Raw genomic sequence first — 19,944 nt, 5'->3', positions numbered from 1 at the left:
ATGGGGGTCCCCCCGCTCGAGCGAAGTCGAGAGTGGGGGACTCGGCAACCGACGACAACGCCGCAGATCGGCGTGCCAGGCCCCGCGTCTGCGGCATGATCCGCCGGACAGGCCCTGGGGCGCGCGGATCAGCGGGCGCACTGCCGAGGTCTGCGGTGCGGCCCGCTGCGCACGGACCTCGTCACCCTCTCTGCTGCGGGATCAACGCCGACGCGGGGGCCAGTGCCCGGCCGTCGTCCTGGCCGTCCGGGAGCACCGCGTCGTGCACCGGCATGTCGTCCCGTATCAAGTTCTCGCGGATGAGAACGGCCGCCGTGGCTCCGCCGCTCGCCGAGGAGCGCAGTTCGACGCGCAGACCCTGCCGGGCGGCGATGCGGTTGACCACGAAGAGTCCGATCTGCTTGGCGTCGAGCAGGTCGACGTTCTCGGACTGGATCTTGCGGTTGGCCTCGGCCAACGCCTCCTCGTTCATGCCGAAGCCGCTGTCCTCGATCTCGATGAGGAGGCCGTCGCGCAGCCGGCCGGCCCGCAGTTGGACGTGGGCGCTGGGCGGTGAGAAGGAGGCCGCGTTCTCGACGAGTTCGGCGAGCAGGTGGATGACGTCGGCCACGGCGCCGCCGTGGAGGGAGACGCGCGGAACGGCCCAGATCTGGACCCGGCCCGGCTGCTCGATCTCCGCGACGGCGGCCCGCAGGACGTCCGCCAGCGGGATGGGGTCGCGCCAGCCGCGTCCGGGCGCGACGCCGGACAGGATGAGCAGGCTCTCGGAGTGGCGGCGCATCCGGGTGGCGAGGTGGTCGACCTGGTACAGGTCCTGCGTCTCGGCCCGGTCGCGCGGGCGCTGCTCCAGTTGGTGGAGCAGGTCGAGTTGGCGGTGCAGCAGCACCTGGCTACGGCGGGCGAGGCTGACGTACACCCCGGAGATGCCGCTGAGCAGTTCGGCGCGCTCGGAGGCGGCCTTGAGCGCGGCCCGCTGCACGGCGGTGAGTGCGGTGCCCACCTGGGCGAGTTCGTCGCCGACGAGGCGCCGCATCGGGGCCTCGGCGTCGATGTCCACGCCCTGCCCGGCGTGCAGTCTGCGCATGGCCTGCGGCAGCCGGCGCCCGGCGACCTCCAGGGCGGAGTTGCGCAGGTCGAGCAGTTCGACGATGAGCCCGCGGCCGACACCCACGGACACCAGCAGGGACAGCAGCACACCCACCAGACCGAGGATGACGGCGATGCCGGAGGCGCCCAGCGTGTCCCAGCCGAAGGGGTTCGCCTTGGCCGTGGCGCCCGTGCCGGCGTCCGACTGGACCTCGGCGAGCCCCTTCAGCACGGCGTCGGCGTTCTCGTCCCAGTCCCTCAGGAAGCCCGCGGAGAGGACCGGGGAGCCGGGCCCGGCGCCGCGCACCCGGTCCTCGCCGGCCGCGAGGACGTCGTAACTCCCGCTGTCCAGCACCGCGTTGTACGCAGCCCGGTGCGCCGGCTTCAGGTCGGCGACCGCGGGCTTCAGCAGCTCCCGCTGGGTGGCGACGGCCCCGGCGAACAGCGTGTACTGCTCCGTGGTGAGCTTCCCTGCCCCGCTCCCCGCGGCGAGGAGGGCCTGTTCCTGGGCCACGGCCTCGCGGGCGCGGGCGAGTTCGAGGACGACCCGTGCCTCGGATGCGGCGTGGGTGCCGTTCTCGCCGGTGAGCGCGCCGGTGACGGCGAAGGCGTCCTCGATGACCGTCGAGTACCCCGTGAACGCAGTCCGGGTGGCGCCCTTGGCGTCGGTCCGCGCGCGCAGCGCGGTGAGTCCGCGTGCGTCGGCCTCCAGGCGGTCGATGCGGGCGGGCAGCCCCGCGTCGAGGAGCTCGGCGTCCGCGGTGGCGGCGTCGGCGCCGTTGCGGAAGGCGGTGGCGGCCTTGTCGGTGGCGTTCCGGGCTTCCTCGACCGTATCGCGGCCGGCCGTGTTCGGCGCGGCGGCGTGGCGTGTGGCGGCGGTCCGCTCGGTCTGCAGCGCGGTGACGAAGCCGTCGACCGGGGCGAGGAGTTCGGCGTTGACGTCCTTGACCCGCTGGGTGTCGCCGATGCTGGCGGCCGTGGTCACCGCGGCGAAGCCCCACAGGGCCATGAGGGACACGATGGGCAGCATGAGCAGGGCGACGATCTTGGCTCGGACGGATCTGGGGCGCAGCCGTTCCGTCGCGCGGGTGACAGACATGGGATACCTCTTCGAGGGTGTGTGCGGTGCGGCTCTGCGGACGTACGGCTCAGACGGTCGCGGTCGCGGTGGTGGCGGGAGCGGGCGGGGCGGCCGTCGCGGTGGAGAGCTCGACCTCGCGCAGGAGTTCGGCGGCGACGGACTCGGCGCGCTTGCCGGTCGGGGAGAGTGCGACGTACGCGGAGGTGAGGAAGAGGAACGAGCCGAGCACGACGGCGAGCGGGAAGAGGAACTCCGTGGCCGTGGCCCCGGGCAGCTCGGCGCTGCTGGGTGCGAGGCGGACGTCGACGGCGTACATGGCGGTGTAGTGCATGCTGCTGACCGCGAGCCCCATGACGAGCGCGGCGACGGCCGCGAGGACGGGACCGCGCACGATGAGGGTGAGGGTGAGCGCGGCGGTCGCGGCGACGACGGCGATCACGACGGAGGCGACGACGAGGAACGGGTCGTATGCGACCGTGCCGTGCAGGTTGAGCGCGGCCATGCCGGCGTAGTGCATGGCGGCGACGCCCAGTCCGGTGCCGAGCCCGCCGAGCGCCACCGACATGACGCGCGAGCGCCCGTACCCGGCGGTGAAGACGCCGGCGCTGACGACGGCGATGGCCATGACGAGGCTGAGTACGGTGAGCGGAACGTCGTAGCGGATGGGGGTGCCCTCGACACTGAAGCCCATCATCGCGACGAAGTGCATGGTCCAGATGCCGGAGCCGATCGCGAACGAGGCCAGCGTCAACCAGTTCCGTTTCGAGGCGCCGTCGGCCTCCAGGGCCCTGACCGTGCACCGCAGGCCGAGCGCCGAGCCGACACAGGCCATGACGTAGGAGAGGACGGGGGTGACCCATCCGGCACTGAAGTGGTCCATGTGTCCCACGGGGAAACCCCCTCTCGCCCGCCGGGCGGAGAGCTCAGCGCGCACGTTTGTACCGCCGGTAACAGAGACCCGGGGGAACGAGATCGCGCCACTGCCTGCCGGAGGTCGGTGAGGGTTAAAGTACTGCGGTGTGGGTTACGGACCCGTTTGCACGCAAGTGCTTCACATACCCCTTACGGGGCCTGTACTTTCACCGCCGAAGCTGCTCGCCCACGCCACGGGCCACAGGGAAGGCCGCCGATCCGGGCAGCGGAGCGGCCGGGGACAGCACCGCTCCGCACTCCCCGAGCATGGCCGAAAAGTGTCCAAGCGGCGGTCATCCAGGCCCGGTCGGCCGCGACGACCGGCCGCTGCGGCGGGTCACCGGGCCACCGCCCGACAGTAGTCCGCGTCCGTGGCCAGGAGGTTGCGATGGGTGTCCTCGGCGGTGACGACTCCGTCGTCCAGGACGAGGACACGGTCGGCGGCGTCCAGGAGGGCCGGGCTGCTGGTGATCACGATGGTGGTCCGCCCCCGGCGCAGCTTCGCGACGTTGCGCGCGATGAGCTGTTCGGTGACGGCGTCGACGGCCGTGGTCGGGTTGTGCAGGACGAGGACGTCGGTGTCGGCGGCGAGGGCGCGGGCCAGGGACAGCCGTTGGCGCTGGCCCCCGGACAGGTTCGCGCCGCGGTCGCGGACGGCGTAGTCGAGTCCTTCGCGGTGCAGGGCCACGACGTCGGTCAGCATGGACGCCTCGACGGCCTCGGGGATCATCCGGCTGGTGTCCGACGGGTCGATGTTCGTGCGGAGCGTGCCGGCGAAGATCTCCCCGTCGTACGGGTTCACCAGCATGTGCTCACGGACCGCCTCGATCGACAGGTCCGCGAGCTCCTGCCCGCTGACCCGCACCACTCCCTCGTACGCGTGGGGCGGCACGCTCACGGCCAGGATCGACGCGAGGTCGGCCGCCGCGCGCGGCTGGTAGACGGCGATCGCCACGAACTCGCCGGCGGCCACCTGGAACTTCAGCTTGCGCAGGGATCCGTACCGGACGCAGTCGATCTCGAGGTCTCCGCCCGCGGCCGGGCGCTGCGGCCCCGGGGTCGTCACCGGCGGCGCGGTCAGCACCAGCGCCATCCGCTCGGCCGACGCGCGCGCCATCATCACGTACTTGGGCATCTCCGAGAACAGCTTGAGCGGTTCCATGATGAACTGCGCCAGACCCACGGCCATGACGAGCTCCCCGATGGTGATCCGGCCCTCGAACGCCAGCCAGCCCGCCGTGAGGGTCACGGCGGCGGCGAGGACCGCGTTGAGGGCCAGCGCGGTGCCCGCGTACACGCCGTTCACTCGGGCGACGGTGATCGCCTGGTGCTTCGCCTCCGCGCTGACCTTCCGGTAGGACCGGAACGCGGCGTGGTTGCCGCCGAAGCCGTGCAGCGGACGCAGGCCGATGATCAGGTCGGCGACCTTGGCGCCCGCCCGTGCCACCCGGGCCTGCTGTTCGCGGGTACTGGCGCCGATCCGCTTGGACATCACGCTCAGGATCGACAGGATCGCGACGGTTCCCACGATCACCAGCAGGCCGAGCCGGACGTCGGCCAGGCCCAGCGCGACCGCCGCGATCACGACCGCGACCAGCGAGCTGATCAGCAGCGGCACCACCTCGATGATGTCGGCGGTCTGGTCGGCGTCCTCGGTGGCGATGGTCAGCACCTCACCGGACTTGAGGTCGACGTCCCTGGCCACCGGCTGGAGTCCGCAGGAGGCGACCCGCACCCGCCAGCGGTGCGCCTCGGTGGTGTTGGCCTTCTGCAGGATGCGCATCCCGAACCGCCACGACAGCGACACGGTCGTGATGATCACGGCCAGGGCGGCGATCGAGAGGCCGAGCGAGCCGAGGTTCCGGTCCCCCTTCATCGTGTGTTCGACGATCAGGCCCAGCGCGATGGGAAAGGCGGTCTCCCCCGCCTGGTACAGGCCCATGAGGACGGTGCCCCAGACCATGGCGCCGACGTTGCGGCGCAGTGCGGTCCGGAGGATGTGGGACCCCGGATGGGGCCGCTGCGTGTCAGGAGTTGTCATCGAGGTGGCGGGCAATCGCTTCCGGGGTTCGCAGGGTGAACAGGTCACGGATCGTGACCACGGGGCCGTACTCCCGGCGGAGCAGCCCGATCAGCCGTACCGCCAGCATGGAGTGTCCTCCGAGGGACACGAAGTCGCTCACCGCGCTCACCTCGTCGTCGTCCAGGTCCAGTGCCTCGGCGAAGAACTCGCACACCACGGTCTCGGTCTCGGTCTCGGGGCCGCGCTCCGCCGCCGTGGTCAGCGCGCCCAGCGGCTTGGCCTCGGGCAGCGCCTTGGTGTCAGCCTTCCCGTTCACCGTGAGCGGGATGCTGTCGACCTGGGCGTAGTGCGTCGGGCGCAGGAAGTCCGGCAGCCCGGCGCCCACTTCGGCGGCGACCGCCGCGAGATCGGAGCCGTCCAGGACGAGGTAGGCGGCCAGCCGGTACGCCCCGTCGACCTGCGGGTCGGGCTCGGCGACCGCGGCGACGAACCGCACCGCCGGGTGCGCCGCGAACGAGGCCTCCACCTCGCCGAGTTCGACCCGGTGGCCGCGGATCTTGACCTGCTGGTCGGTGCGGCCCAGGTACATCAGGTTCCCGTCGGGCCGCCGGATCACCAGGTCCCCGGTGCGGTACATGCGCTCGCCGGGTTCGCCGAACGGGCACGCGACGAAGCGGTGCGCGGTCTGGGCGGACTGCCCGAGATAGCCGCGCGCGATGCCGATGCCCGACACGTACAGCTCCCCGGGAACGCCGTCCGGCAGGGGCCGCAGCCACGGATCCAGCACGTACACGTCCGTGTTGTCGATCGCCACTCCCACCACCGGCTCCTGGCATTCGAAGGTGCCGACGCCGAGGGTGTTGATGGTGTACTCGGTGGGCCCGTACAGGTTGTAGCCGACCGTCCCCTCGGTCTCGGCGAGCCGCTGCCAGAGCGTCGGGGTGACGGCCTCGCCGCCCAGCAGCACCAGCGCCGGCCGCCGTGCCGGGTTGTCCAACAGGCCTTCGGCGACGAGCTGTTGCGCGTAGGTCGGGGTCACGTTGATGACGTCGATGCCGTGCTCGAGGCAGTACTCGACGAGCCGGGGCGCGTCACGCCGCAGTTCCTCGTCACAGATGTGCACCTCATGGCCGTCGGCGAGCCACAGCAGTTCCTCCCACGACATGTCGAACGCGAACGACACGGTGTGCGCGATCCGGAAGACGCGGTGGCCGTGCTGCGCCAACACCGGCTCGAAGATCCGGCGCTGATGGTTGATCAGCATGTTGGTGAGTCCGGCGTACTCGGTCACCACGCCCTTGGGCTTCCCGGTCGATCCGGACGTGTAGATCGTGTACGCGGGGTGCCGCAGGCGGTCCGGGTCGTCCGGCACGAACGTGACGAACGGCTCGGTCTCGGGCAGCGGGCGGTCCAGCTCGATCAGGTCCACCAGATCGCCGGTCAGCCGGGGCGACACGGCGCTCACGGTGAGGACGACCTCCGGGCGGGCGTCCGCGACGATCGCGGCGATTCGCTCGTCCGGGTGGTCCAGCTCCAGCGGCACGTATGCGGCGCCGACACGCAGCACGGCGAACAGCGCCACGATCGAGTCGAGCGAGCGTGGGATCGCGAGGCCCACGGCCGTCTCGGGGCCGATGCCGCGCCGGGCGAGCACACCCGCCACCGCACGGCTGCGGTCCCGGAGCTCCGCGAAGGTCATGGTCTCGCCGTGGGCGACGAGCGCCACCCGCTGCGGGTCGCGGTCCGCCGCCTGGTCGAAGCGGTCGACGACGGTGTCCGTGCCGACGTCGGTGCGCGCTTCCTGCGAGGGCCGCGGCCCCGGTCCCCGCAACGCACCGACCGGACCGGTCGACCGGGCCAGGTCCTCGAGTACGCGCAGGTAGTCGTCGAGGAGACGACGAGCGTTCCCGGAGTCGCCGTGGCGGTGCTCCAGCTTGACCGTGAGCCGGTCGCCGGGGGTGACGACCCAGGTGAACGGGTAGTGCGTGGAGTCGTCGGCCTTCACCGAGGTGATGCCGTGCCGGGCGTTCATCTCGGCGAACGCGTCCAGGTCCAGGAAGTTCTGGAGCACGAACAGGTTGTCGAACAGGGTGTCGTGTCCACTGGCCCGCTGGATCTCGCCGAGCCCCAGGTGCTCGTGCTCCATCGCCTCGACCCTGGCCGCCTGTACGGCCGTCAGGTACTCCCGGACGGTGTCGTCCGGCCGTGCCCGCGTCCACATGGGCACGGTGTTGAGCAGCACGCCGACGACATCGCCCAGGCCCTCGCCCTCCCGGCCGGAGACGGTCACGCCGAAGACGGCGTCACCGCGGCCCGTGTGCGCGCCTAGCAGGAGGCCGAACGCGCCGGTCAGCACCGAGTTCAGCGTGACGCCGTGCACCCGGGCCGCTTCCCGCAGCAGTTCCGACTGTTCGGCGGAGAGCGTGTGCACGAGCGCGCGCGGCAGCTCGTCCGACAGGGACGGCGCCGGTCCGGCGAGCAGCGTCGGGCCGGGAAGGCCCGCCAGGTGCTCCGCCCAGAAGCGCTCCGACACCGCGGAGTCCTTGGCGTCGAGCGCCCGGGCGTAGTCCTCGAAGCTCGGCGTGGCCGGGGCCGGGTCCAGTGGCTCGCCCGCGACGACGGCCCGATAGGCGTCGAACAGGTCCCGCAGCACGATCTCGCGGGACCAGCCGTCCCACAGCAGCAGGTGGTAGCTCAGCAGCAGACCGTCGCGGTCGTCGGGCAGACGCACCACGGTCAGCCGGATCAGGGGCGGCTCACCCGGGTCGAAGCCGGTGTCGCGGTCCCGGGCGCGCAGGGCATCGACCTCCGCCTCCGTGGCAGGCTCGACCGTCCGGACGGTGACGTGCCGCTCCGCGCTGAGGACCTGGACGGGGTTTCCGTCGTCGTCGGTGGTGAAGCCGGCGCCCACGACCGGGTGCCGCGCGATCACGTACGCCATCGCCTCGGCCAGCGCGTCGGTGTCCAGGCGCCGGTCGAAGGTGAACCAGCTCTGCGCGACGTAGTGTCCGGCCGTGCCGGCCATCTGGGCCTGGAAGAACAGGCCCCGCTGCAGCGGGGTGACCGGCGCCGTGCGCTCGGCCGTCCCGGAGGCGTCCGCGATGTGTTCCAGTGCGCTCAGCCAGTGCTCGGTGATCTCGTCGGGAACGCCCTCGGCGAGGGTGAAGGCCGCGTGCAGGCTGCCGGTGGCCGCGTCGGTCCAGGCGTTGACCTCGACGGCGTACGGGCTGCCCTGGTCGCCGCCCGTGATGTGCAGGGCCTGCGACTCGCTGCCCCGGCCGAGGTAGTTGAACAGCACCTGTGGGCGGGCGTTCAGCAACGGGGCCGTCTGCGGTTCGAGGTACCGGAGTTGGCCGTAGGCGACGTGCGCGCGCTCGTCCGGCTGGCGTTCGGCGACCTCGCGCGCCGCCGCGACGGGGTCGGTGTGCGCGGAGAGCCGTACCGGGGCGATGGAGGTGAACCAGCCGACGGTACGGGTGTAGTCGTGGTGTTCCAGTGCCGGCACCCGGCCGTGCCGCTCCAGTTCGATCGCGAGGTCGGTGGGCGACGGCTGGACGTGCGTCAGCGCGGTGCGCAGCGCGCCGCACAGCAACTCGGTGAGACCGACGCCGAACGCGGCGGGGGCGGTGCGTGTCACGCGGTCGCTCACTTCGGGCGTGAGCACGACGGTAGTCTCGCGCAGCCGTTCGGCCGCGGGCAGCGGCGCGGGGGCCTGGAGCGTGGTGAGCCAGTGTCCGAGAGCGTCGATGACCTGAGTGGACCGGGAGTTCAGCGCTTCGGCGTACTCGGCGTAGGAGGTGGTCGGCGGTGCCAGGGTCTCCCCGCGCAGGGCGGTGGCCAGGTCGTCCAGCAGGATCAGCCAGGACACCGAGTCGACGGCGAGGTGGTGCACGGTGACCACCAGGGTCCGGCTCGCCTCCAGCCACGCGAACGCGATGACGTCCCCGGACTCGGGGTCGAGGCGTCCGGCGGCTTCGCTCGCCGCCGTGCTCGCATCGGTCGTGTCCGGTCGTACGACGGTGACGTCGCGGGCCGGTTCGGTGCGCAGTGCCCACACCCCGTGCTCGACGCGCAGCCGCAACCGGAGGGCCGGGTGCGCCGCCACTACGGCGTTCGCGGCGCGCTCGGCGTCGGCGAACCCGGTGCCCTCGGGCGCGACCAGCGTCCTGGCCTGGGCGAACCGGGCGAGCGATCCGCCCAGTTCCCGCTGGCGCAGGATGATCGGCGTGGGCGGCAGTGGGCCGTCCGCGCGGCGGGCGGGCGCGGTCGCGGCGGCCTGCGGTGTGCGTGGTGCGTGTGTCGCCAGGTGTTCGGCGAGAGCGCGCGGGGTCTTGTACAGGAACACGTCCCGTGGCGCGATCGGCAGGCCGAGCGCCCTGGCCCGGTTGATCACGGTGATGGCGACGATGCTGTCGCCCCCGGCCCTGAAGAAGTCGGTGTCGGCGTCCACGGCGGAGCCGGGCAGGGTCTCGGCGAAGATGCCGACCAGTGCGCCGAGTGCGGAGTCGTTCGCGGCCGCCGGAATGTCGTCCGGTGTCTGTGCGGCCCGCTCGGTCAGCGCCTTGCGGTCCAGCTTGCCGTTGACCGTCAACGGCAGCGCGTCGACCGGCAGCACCCGGCCCGGCACCATGTGCACGGGCAACTTCGTGGACAGCGACTCGACGAAGTCCCCCGGCACCCGGCCCACCACGTGCGCGACCAGGTGATCGCCGCTGTCCGCCACGGTGACGGCCACGTCGACCACGCCGTCGAGTTCCCTGATCGCCGACTCGACCTCGCCCAACTCGATCCTGAATCCCTTGAGTTGAACCTGGTCGTCGGCGCGGCCGGCGAACTCCAGCTCGCCGTCGAGCGTACGGCGGGCGAGGTCGCCCGTGTGGTACATGCGGGAGCCGTCACCGGCGAACGGGTTCGCCACGAACCGTCCCGCGGTGAGCCCCGGCCTGCCCAGGTAGCCGAGCGACACCTGGTCGCCGGCGACGTAGATGGCGCCCACCCGGCCCGGCGGAACCGGCCGGAGCCGGTCGTCGAGCAGGTAGGTGACCAGGCCGGGAATCGGACCGCCGATCGGGCTGACCTCGTCCCCGAGCGCGAAGTCCTCGTCGGTGAGCACCCGGTGGGTGACATGGACGGTGGTCTCGGTGATGCCGTACATGTTGACCAGCTCGGGCGCACCGGTGCCGTGCCGCTCGACCCAGCCGCGCAGCCGCCCGAGATCCAGCGCCTCGCCTCCGAAGATGATCCGGCGCAGGGCGGTGACCGGCTCGTCGGCATGCCGGTCGGCCTCGATGAACTGGTAGAACGCCGACGGCGTCTGGTTGAGCACGGTCACCGAGCGCTCACGGACCAGCCGGTGGAAGTCGACCGGGGAGCGGGTCAGCCCGTACTCCGGCACCAGCAGCTCACCGCCGTGCGCCAGCGCGCCCCACAGCTCCCAGACCGCGAAGTCGAAGGAGAAGGAGTGGAACTGGACCCACACGTCGCGCGGGCCGAAGTCCATGTCGGGCCGGGTGTTCGCGAGCAGGGTCACCACGCTGGAGTGCGGGACGACGACGCCCTTGGGCCGGCCGGTCGATCCGGACGTGTAGATCACGTACGCGGGGTCGTGCCAACTGGCCCCGGGCCCCGGCTCGGTGGTGGCCGGCGGCAGCTCGTCCCCCTGCACGAGCACGCGGGCCGGCACTCCCGCTCGGGCCAGCAGGTCCGTGAAGCGGCCTCGCTGCGCACGGTCCACGAGGACGACCTGCGGAGCGGCGTCGGCGAGGATGTACTCCAGCCTCTCGTCCGGGTACGCCAGGTCCAGCGGTACGTACGCGCCGGCCGCGGCGACGATCGCGACCAGGGCGACGACCTGCTCGACGGAGCGCGGGACGGCGACGGCGACCCGCTTGCCCGGCCCGACACCGGCCGCGCGCAAGGCCGCGGCCAACTCGTCCTTCGCGTGGGCCAGTTCGCCGTAGGTCAGTGACCGGGTCCCGCCGTCGAGACCGCACTGGGTGACGGCGGTGGCGGCCGGGTCGCGACGCGCGGCGGCGTCGAACAGCCCGCCCAGGGTCGTCGGAGTGATCCGCGCGGGGCTCTGGGTGCCCTCGGGCGACTGAGTCCCCTGGCGGGGCGTCAGGTCGTCGACCGGTGCGTCCGGCCGCGTGAGCAGTCCGGTGAGGGTCGAGGTGAACGTCCGCAGGATCGCCCGGGCGCTCGCCTCCCGCAGCAGCTCACCGTCGTAGATCAGGTTGAAGCGCGGACGGCCGTCGAGCGTGCGCTCCACCACCAGCGTCAACGGGTAGTGCGGGGCGCCCTCGTTCACGATGTCGGTGACGACCAGCGTGTCGTCGGGCCCGCGCAGGGCCTCCACATCGGTCGCCACGTCGAACACCACCAGGGTGTCGAACAGTGAGCCGGCGCCGGTCTGGCGGCCGATCCTCGCCAGCGAGACGTGCTGGTGGGGCAGCACCGCGCTCTGGTGTTCCCGCACGGAGGCGAGCAGGTCGCGGGAAGTGGTCGTGCCGGCCCAACGGGCGCGTACGGGGATCGTGTTGATGAACAGACCGACCATGTCCCCGATGCCGGGCACATCGGCGTCCCGCCCGGACACCGTGGAGCCGAACACCACGTCCGAGCCGTGCAGGAGGCCGCCCAGTGTCACCGCCCAGGCGCTGTGCACGGCCACGCTCAGCGGCACGCCGGCCGACCGGACGGCCGCGTCGATGTCGTCCTTCGGCTCCACGGCGGTGTCGGCGAACCGGTCGGACGGGGTGTGACCCTCGGCGACCAGCGACGGCCCGGGCAGCTCGGCGAGCTGCTCGCGCCATACGCGGTCGCTCTCGTCCTCGTCGCGCCCGGCGAGCCAGTGCACGTAGTCGGGGAATCCGCCGAGCGGGTACAGGGTGCCCGGCGCGTGGTACTCGGCCAGCAGCGCGCGGAGCATCGGCGGCACCGACCAGCCGTCGGCGATGATGTGGTGCACGGTCTGCACCAGGACGTTCCGGCCGGCGCCCGCACGGATGAGCGTGTACCGCATCAGCGGGCCGGTGGCCAGGTCGAACCCGGCGCGCCGGTCCCGCTCGGCCAGGTCTCGGGTCTCGGCGTCGGTGATGCCGGGGCGGTCCAGCGTGGTGAAGGGCGCCTCCACGCCGCTCTCCAGCACGGAGACCACACGTCCGTCGGCGAGGGCCACGAACCGCGCGGCCAGGTTCGGGTACAGGGTGAGCAGCCGGGTGGCCGCCGCCGCGAGCCGGTCGGCGTCCACCTCGCCGTCCAGGGTGAGCAGTTGCTGCTCGACGTAGGCGCCCGCCGAGTCGTCGTCGAAGACCGAGTGGAAGTACAGGCCCTCCTGCAGCGGGGTCAACGGCAGGATGTCCCGCAGCGCCGGGCCGTCCAGGGCGTCGACATCGGCCTGCGTCAGCCGCACCAGGCCGAAGTCGCTGGGCGAGTGGCCGCCCTGTTCGAGCGCGGCCAGCCCGGCCAGGGCCACCCGGAAGTAGTCGCCGAGGGTGGTGATGTCCTCGTCGGTGAACATCCCGTCCGGCCAGGAGATCGTGGTGACCAGCTCGTACTCGCCGCCGGTGGGGGCGGGTTCGGCGATCGCGTTGAACTCCAGGGCGCGCGGCAGGCGCATCCTCGGGTCGCGCTTCTCACCCAACTGTCCTGTGGTGGCGGCGAGTTGCCAGTCGCCGGGGGCACCCGCGTCGAAGCGGCCCAGGTAGTTGAACAGCACCTGCGGTGCGGGCGCGTCGAACTCGGTGTGGGTCAGGTACCGCAGGGCGCCGTAGGAGACTCCGTTGTCCGGCACCCGGGCGAGGTCCTCCTTGACCGCCTTGAGGGCGGCGGCCAGGTACGCGGGTGCGGTGAGGTCGGCCGCCGCGCCGGGGTCCACGGTCACCGGGAACAGGGTGGTGAACCAGCCGACGGTCCGCGACAGCTCCGGCTCGAAGCCGGCGGTGCCCGCCACGAACTGTCCCTCGCGGCCGTGGCCTTCGAGTTCGATGTGCGCGAACGTCTGGTCCTGGCCGAGGTCGCGGCGCCATCGGGCCAGGGTGACGGCGAGCGCGGTCAGCAGCACGTCGTTGACGCCCGCGTGGAACTTCGCGGGAATCCCGCCCAGCAGCGCGGCCGTGACCTCGGGGCCGACCGAGACGGTCCGCACCCGCTCCCGCGCGACGGTGTCGGCGTCGGACAGCGGGCGCCTGCCGACCAGTTGGTCCTCTCCCGGCAGGGGACGTCGGTAGTAGGAACTGTCCGCGTCGAAGGCCGCACGCTCCAGCAACTGGGTCCAGCGCCGGAACGACGTGCCCACCGGCGGCAGCTCGATCGGCGCACCCGAGGAGAACTGCCGCCACGCCGTGGCCAGGTCCTCCATCAGGACCCGCCAGGACACGCCGTCGATCACCACGTGATGGACGACCACGACCAGCTGTCGTGCCTCGCGGCGCCAGACGGCACGCAGCATCACGCCGCCCGCCGGGTCCAGCCCGTCGGTGGCGAGCGCGACGCACTCGTCGAGCGGCCGGTCGCTCTCGTTCCATGAGGCTGCGGCCCGGTCCGCCGCCGGGATGTCGAAACCCCAGTGCTCGCCGCGCACCAGCTCGGCGCGCAGCATGTCGTGCCGCCCGAGCACGGCGGCGAGGATCTGGTCGAGGGCGTCGGCGGTCAGGTCGGCCGGGGTGTTCAGCACGACCGACTGTACGAAGCCGTCGATCGCGTCCGTGGTCTCGCCGAGCCACTGCACGATGGGCGATCCCACGACGGAGCCGGTCGCGACGTCGCCGTGGTCCACGGTGTTGACGTCCTCACGGCTCGCCACCGCCGCCAGCGCCCCCGCCGTGCCGTGGGTGAAGATCTGCCGTGCCGTGACGTAGAGACCCGCGTCGCGCAGCGCGCTCAGCAGCGAGATCGCCAGGATGCTGTCTCCGCCGAGCTGGAAGAAGTCCTGGTCGACTCCGACCTCGTCCAGCCGTAGCACCGACGCGACCGCCGCGCACACCGCGCGCTCGTTCTCGGTGGTGGGCGGTATGAGGGAGCCCGTCCCGATCGCGGGCTCCGGCAAGGCGTTCCGGTCGAGCTTGCCGTTCGCGGTGAGCGGGAACTCCCGCATCACGACGATGTGGGCGGGGACCATGTACTCCACCATGTGCGCGGCGGCCCACGCCTTGACCTCGTCGGCCCGCAGGTCCTCGCTCCCGGTGGCCGGGATCACGTAACCCACCAGATAGGTGCCGCCGGCCGCGTTCTTCTTCGCGACGACGCAGGTGTGCCGTACCCCGGGGTGTTCCGCGAGTCCGACCTCGACGTCCTCGATCTCCAGCCGCATGCCGCGGATCTTGATCTGGTTGTCGGCCCGGCCGAGGAAGTCCAGGGACCCGTCCGGGGCGAACCGTGCGAGGTCACCGGTCCGGTACAGCCGGGACCCGTCGGCGGCGAAGGGGTTCGCCACGAAACGGGCCGCCGTCAGGCCGGGCGCGCCCACGTACCCGCGTCCCAGGAGGAGGCCGCCCACGTACAGCTCGCCGCCGACCCCGACCGGGACCGGGCGCAACTCGTCGTCCAGCACGTACAACTGGGTGTTGGGGTTGGCCTTGCCGATCGACGTCGACAGGCGTTCCGCCGCGCCCCGGTAGATGACGTGCGAGACGCCGATCGTCGTCTCGGCCGGGCCGTAGCCGTGGTACATCGGGATGTCGAGCCGGGTGCGGAACCGCTCGTACAGCTCCGGGGTCAGCACCTCGCCGCCGCACCACACGTGCCGCAGGCTGTCCAGCTGCCCGGAGTCGCCCGCGATCTCCAGCAGCACGTCCAGCATGGACGACACCAGGTAGGTGAAGGTGACGCGCTGCTCGGCGATCACGCTCAGCAGGTGGTGCGGGTCGCGTTCGCCGCCGGGCCGCAGGACCACCAGCCTGCCGCCGGACACCAGCGGCAGGAAGATCTCGTTGATGGAGATGTCGAAGGACAGCGGCGCCTTGAACAGCGACGCGTCGTCGTGGCCGAAGCCCAGGATCTCGTCGACCTGCCACAGCAGGCGCTCGCTGATCGCTTCGTGCCGGATCATCGCGCCCTTGGGCCGCCCGGTCGAACCGGACGTGAAGATCACGTAGGCCAGGGCGTTGCCGGGGACGGGGACTCCGGTCCCCTCGACGGGGTGGGAACCGTACCGCCAGTCGCCGAGATCGACGGCCACGGCTTCCGGTTCAGCCGGGTCGTGTTCGCCGGAGTCGTTGAGCTGCAGCACGACCCGGGCGTCCTCGATGACGACGGCCCGGCGCGCGGCGGGCCACTGCGGATCGAGCGGCACGAACGCACACCCCGCCTGGAGCACACCGAGCAGCCCGATCACCATGTCGGCGGAGCGGCCCAGGGAGATGCCCACGACCTGTTCGGCGGTGAGCCCGCGTTCGATCAGGTGGTGAGCCAACTGACCGGACAGTTCGGCTACCTGACGGTAGGTCAGCGTTCGGTGCTCGTCGACGACGGCGACGGCGTCCGGCCTGGTCCGCGCCTGCTCGCGGAACATCTCCACGATGGTCGGGCGGACCCGGTCGGCCCGGGTGTCGTTCCACTCGGTCAGGGCCTCGAGCCTGGCCGCCGGTCCGGACGGGCCGATGGTGCCGATCGGCCGGTCCGGGAAGTCGGCCAGGTCGTCCAGCGCGAGCTGCGCTTCGGCCGGCACGACGTCTTCCGGGACGGCGATGCTCCAGCCGCCGGCGCCGTCCGCGCCGATCTCCCAACCGCCGGGCCCGTCCCCGCCGTTGTCGACCCACCCGAGGACGTCGGCGAACAGAGTGCCGGGGGTGAGGTCGATGCCGTCGGGGCTCCGGCCGGTCGCCCAGTACGACAGCCCGATGGCGCACGCTTCGGCGACGGTCCCGTCGGAGAAGTCGCCGGTTCGCCGACGCACGTCGGCCAGGCGGGTGGGAGAAAGCAGTACGAGACGAGCGCTCGGTTCCACCATCGAAGACTCAGCGCCCCTTCCAAGGCATGAAAGTCGGCCTAACCTGCTCAGGGATCCACTCGGGGTGACTAACTACCTTCTCGCCAGGCCCGCCACAGCCGCGCATAGCGGCCGCCCAGCGCCACCAACTCCTCGTGCGTTCCTTGCTCCACGACACGTCCCGCGTCCAGCACGGCGATCCGGTCCGCGACCATCGCCTGGGTCAGCCGGTGCGCCACGAACAACGTGGTCCGGCCCGCGCACGCGGCCAGCACGGCCCGCTCCAGCTCGGCGGCGCCCTCGCTGCCCGCCTCCGCGGTCGACTCGTCGAGCACCACCACCGGCGAGCGGCCCAGCACCAGCCGGGCCAGGGCGATCTGGGCGACCTTGGTGACGTCCAGGCGCTCGCCCCCTTCGCCGACCAGGGTGTTCAGCCCGTCGGGCAGCGCGTCGACCCAGCCGTCGGCGCCGACCGTGCGCAACGCCTCCATCAGCTCGGCGTCGGTCGCCTCCGGCGCGGCCAGCCGCAGGTCGTCGGCGAGCGAACCGGAGAACACGTGCGTCTCCTGCGTCAGGATGCTGACCAGGGCCCGCGCCCCGGCCTCGTCCAGACCGGCGAGGTCGGTCGACCCGACGCGCACCGATCCGGCCTGCGGTGTTCCGATGCCCGCGATCAGCGCGGCCAGGGTCGTCTTGCCCGCGCCCGTCGCCCCCACCAGCGCGAGCGAACCGCCGGCCGGGATCGTCAGGTCGACATCCCTCAGGACCGGCTCCTCGCTGCCGGGATAGCTGAACGTCAGTCCCTGTACGGTCACCGGGTACGGCGCGGTGTCCGCCGCGGCGACGGCCGCGTCGCCCACCAGCCGGTCCTCCGCGGCCTCCCCCAGTACGCCGACCAACCGGGTCAGGCTCGCACCCGACTTCTGCGCCTCGTCGAAGGTGAACATGATGGAGCCCAGCGGGGTGAACAGCCGGTGGAACATCAGCGGGGCCGCCGAGACCTCGCCCAGGCTGGCGGCATCGGCCTCCAGCAGGGCGTACCCCACGACGATGATCAGGACCAGTCCGATGAACTCGGCGCGGTTCTCCCTGCCGACGAACCGGCCGAAGAACCGGAACACCTCGATACCGAGTTCGCGCACCCGCCACGACTCACCGGTGACCTTCTCTCGGAAGGCCCCCTCGAGCCGGTACGCCCGGACCGTGTCGATCCCGTTCAGACCGCTCATCAACGCCTGCGCACGGTCGGCCTGGGCCACCCGCTGCTTCCGGTAGAGCGGGGCGGACCGGGGGAGATACCAGCGCAGGGCCAGCGCGTACGCGGGCAGCGCGCCGGCGCCCGCCAGGCCGAGCCGCCAGTCGAGGCCGAACATGCCGGCCGTGGCGATGGCGACCAGCACCCCCGCCGAGAACACCGTGGGGACGGCCGTGCGGATGCCCTTGGACAGCACGGCCACATCGTCACCGACCCTGGACAGCACGTCTCCCCGGCCGACCTGTTCGATCCGGGCGCTCGGCATCCCGAGCACCGCCCGGACGGCGCCTTCCCGCAGCCGCGCCAGCAGATCCGCGCCCAGCCGCCCGATCAGGTAGGTCGACACCGCGGTGGCCGCGGCGCCGAGCAGCGCGGCGGCCACCATCCACACCCCGACCGTGGCCAGGACCGAGCGCGACTCGCCCTCGACGACCCCGTCGACCACCCGGCCGAGCAGGAGCACCGGGAGTACCTGGAGCGCCGCCCCGGCCACCGTGGTGAGCACGGTGGCGACCGTCAGCCCCGGCACCTCGCGGCAGTGCGCCGCGACCCATCGGGTGGCCTCGCGTCCGGTCGCCGTGCGCAGGGTCGCCGGGGCGACGCGCGTGTCGGTGGCGCTCACACCTACTCGGCCGACTTGACGAGCTCGTCGATCGCGTACGGCATGGACAGCAGGGTGCCCTGGGAGATGGCCGCGCCGACCGCCGGGCCCTCACTGTCCAGCAGGTACGACACGTTGCCCTTCTTCACGGCGTCCAGGTTGGTGAACAGCTTGAACTTCTTCAGCGCTTCCGTGTCCGCCTTGTCGTTGATGACGAAGATGTGGTCGACGTCGATCAGGTCGATGCGCTCGGGGGAGAGCTTGGTGTAGAAGCTGCCGTCCGCGACCTTGTCGATCTCGGTCTGGTACTTGAAGCCGATGCCCGTCACCAGCCGTCCGCGCACGTCGGTGGAGGTGAACGGCGCCACGGAGTTCTCGTACCAGGACAGCGCGACGGCGGTCTGGTCCGCGAACTCGGGGTGCGCCTTCTTGGCCGCGTCGAGTTGGCCCTGGATGCCGTCCACCATCTTCTGGCCCTCCTCGGCCTTGCCGAGCGCCTTGGCGATGTGCAGCGCGTTGTCCTGCCAGGGCGCGCTGAACGGCTCCTTCTCGGCCTTGGTGCGGCCCACCGTCGGAGCGATCTTGGAGAGCTTGTCGTAGGCGGCCTGGTCGATCTCGGAGTAGACCGCGATGATCAGGTCCGGGCGCAGTGCGGCGATCTTCTCGTAGTTGGGGCCCGAGTCCCCGTTGCTCATGATGACCTCGGGCTTGGTGTCGCCCCACTTGTCCTTCACCCAGGGCCACTGGGTGTTGATGTCGGGGGACTTGCCCGCCGGGTTCGGGTACTGGTCGACCATGCCGACCGGCTTGATGCCGAAGGCCAGGATGGTCTGGTCGTCCGTGTAGCCGACCGAGACGACGCGCTGGGGAGCCTTGGTGACCTCCGTGGTCCCGAACGCGTGCTCCACGGTGACCGGGAACGCGCCGGCTGCGGCAGTCGTGGTGCTGTCGCTCGCCTTGTCCGAGTCGGACGAGTCGGAACCGCATCCCGCGAGGAGGCCGACGCCGAGGGTCGCGGCGGACAGGATCGCCGCCAACCGCCGCCGGGATCTCTTGAGCGTCGTTCGATGGAGGAGCATCCGAAATCCCTTGCTGTCGCGCTGTCCACTGCGCCCCGTCTAAGGGCAGGCAAACCTTATCGTGCGCAGGTGAGGTTAGCCTAGCCTAACCTTGGCAACTTTATAAGGAATCAGTCGAGTTGGACGTGTGTGCGGCCGATCGGCACGATGAGCGGCCGGTCGCCCACCGGATCGTCGATCACCTTGGCGCGCAGTCCGAACGCCTCGTGCAGCAACTCGGCGGTGATCACGTCACGCGGGTGCCCCTGCGCCAGGATCGCCCCCTCCCTCATCACCACGAGGTTGTCGCTGTAGCGCGTGGCCAGATTGAGGTCGTGCAGCACCATGACCACGGTGCACCCCGACTCGTGCAGGTCGTCCACCAGGTCGAGCACGTCGATCGCGTGAGCCAGGTCCAGGTAGGTGGTCGGCTCGTCGAGGAGCAGCAGGTCGGTTCCCTGAGCCAGCGTCATCGAGATCCAGACGCGCTGACGCTGTCCGCCGGACAGCGAGTCGACCGGACGGTCGGCCAGGTCGGACACCCCGGTCATGGCCAGCGCCCGCTCCACGACGGCGGCGTCGTCCGACGACCACTGCCGCAGCCAGCTCTGGTGCGGATGACGGCCCCTGGCGACCAGGTCGGACACCGTCAGGCCCTCCGGCGCCACCGGTGCCTGCGGCAGCAGGCCGAGCTTCTTCGCCACGTCCCTGGTCCTGAGCTTGACGATGTCGTCGCCGTCCAGCACGACCGTCCCCCTGGTCGGCTTGAGCAGCCGTGACAGGGTCCGCAACAGGGTGGACTTCCCGCAGCCGTTGGGACCGATGATCGTGGTGATCACCCCGGGCGGGATCGCCACGTCGAGACCGTCGATGACCATCCGGCCGCCGTACCCGACCGTGACGCCTCTGGCTGCCAGCCGCGAGGCGTCACGGACCCCGGACTCGATCTCGGTGATGTACTGAGCGGCCACGGGATCCCCCTGCATTCAGGTCTGCCTAAC

Annotated in this window: 7 protein-coding genes; all 7 read right to left on the bottom strand. The window is 71.7% G+C overall.

Going from position 1 to position 19,944, the window contains the following annotated elements:
* Window positions 1-181 precede the first annotated feature (181 nt).
* Window positions 182-2,185, bottom strand: coding sequence for a nitrate- and nitrite sensing domain-containing protein (locus ACFWWR_RS36705; RefSeq protein ID WP_383861959.1), 2,004 nt, complete (start codon window positions 2,183-2,185; stop codon window positions 182-184).
* Window positions 2,186-2,234: 49 nt separating this feature from the next.
* Window positions 2,235-3,056, bottom strand: a complete 822-nt coding sequence (locus ACFWWR_RS36700) for an MHYT domain-containing protein (protein WP_383861956.1) — start codon at window positions 3,054-3,056, stop codon at window positions 2,235-2,237.
* A gap of 360 nt (window positions 3,057-3,416) precedes the next feature.
* On the bottom strand, window positions 3,417-5,120 hold the full coding sequence (locus ACFWWR_RS36695; RefSeq protein WP_383861953.1) for an ABC transporter ATP-binding protein: 1,704 nt from the start codon (window positions 5,118-5,120) through the stop codon (window positions 3,417-3,419).
* Window positions 5,107-16,050 carry an amino acid adenylation domain-containing protein gene (locus tag ACFWWR_RS36690; protein ID WP_384307902.1) on the bottom strand — a complete coding sequence of 3,648 codons (10,944 nt, stop codon included), beginning with the start codon at window positions 16,048-16,050 and terminating at the stop codon, window positions 5,107-5,109. Before ACFWWR_RS36690 ends, ACFWWR_RS36695 begins: the two co-directional genes overlap by 14 nt.
* 68 nt (window positions 16,051-16,118) lie before the next feature.
* Complete coding sequence (locus ACFWWR_RS36685; protein ID WP_384307899.1) at window positions 16,119-17,906, bottom strand: ABC transporter ATP-binding protein; 1,788 nt, start codon at window positions 17,904-17,906, stop codon at window positions 16,119-16,121.
* A gap of 2 nt (window positions 17,907-17,908) precedes the next feature.
* On the bottom strand, window positions 17,909-18,964 hold the full coding sequence (locus ACFWWR_RS36680; protein ID WP_383861944.1) for an iron-siderophore ABC transporter substrate-binding protein: 1,056 nt from the start codon (window positions 18,962-18,964) through the stop codon (window positions 17,909-17,911).
* 110 nt (window positions 18,965-19,074) lie between these two features.
* Window positions 19,075-19,914, bottom strand: coding sequence for an ABC transporter ATP-binding protein (locus tag ACFWWR_RS36675; RefSeq protein WP_383861941.1), 840 nt, complete (start codon window positions 19,912-19,914; stop codon window positions 19,075-19,077).
* Window positions 19,915-19,944: the final 30 nt, after the last annotated feature.

It is taken from the genome of Streptomyces sp. NPDC058678, assembly GCF_042714835.1.
Taxonomy (GTDB): domain Bacteria; phylum Actinomycetota; class Actinomycetes; order Streptomycetales; family Streptomycetaceae; genus Streptomyces.
The sequence above is the reverse complement of the archived record's forward strand: the minus strand, read 5'-3'. Positions and strand labels throughout refer to the sequence as shown.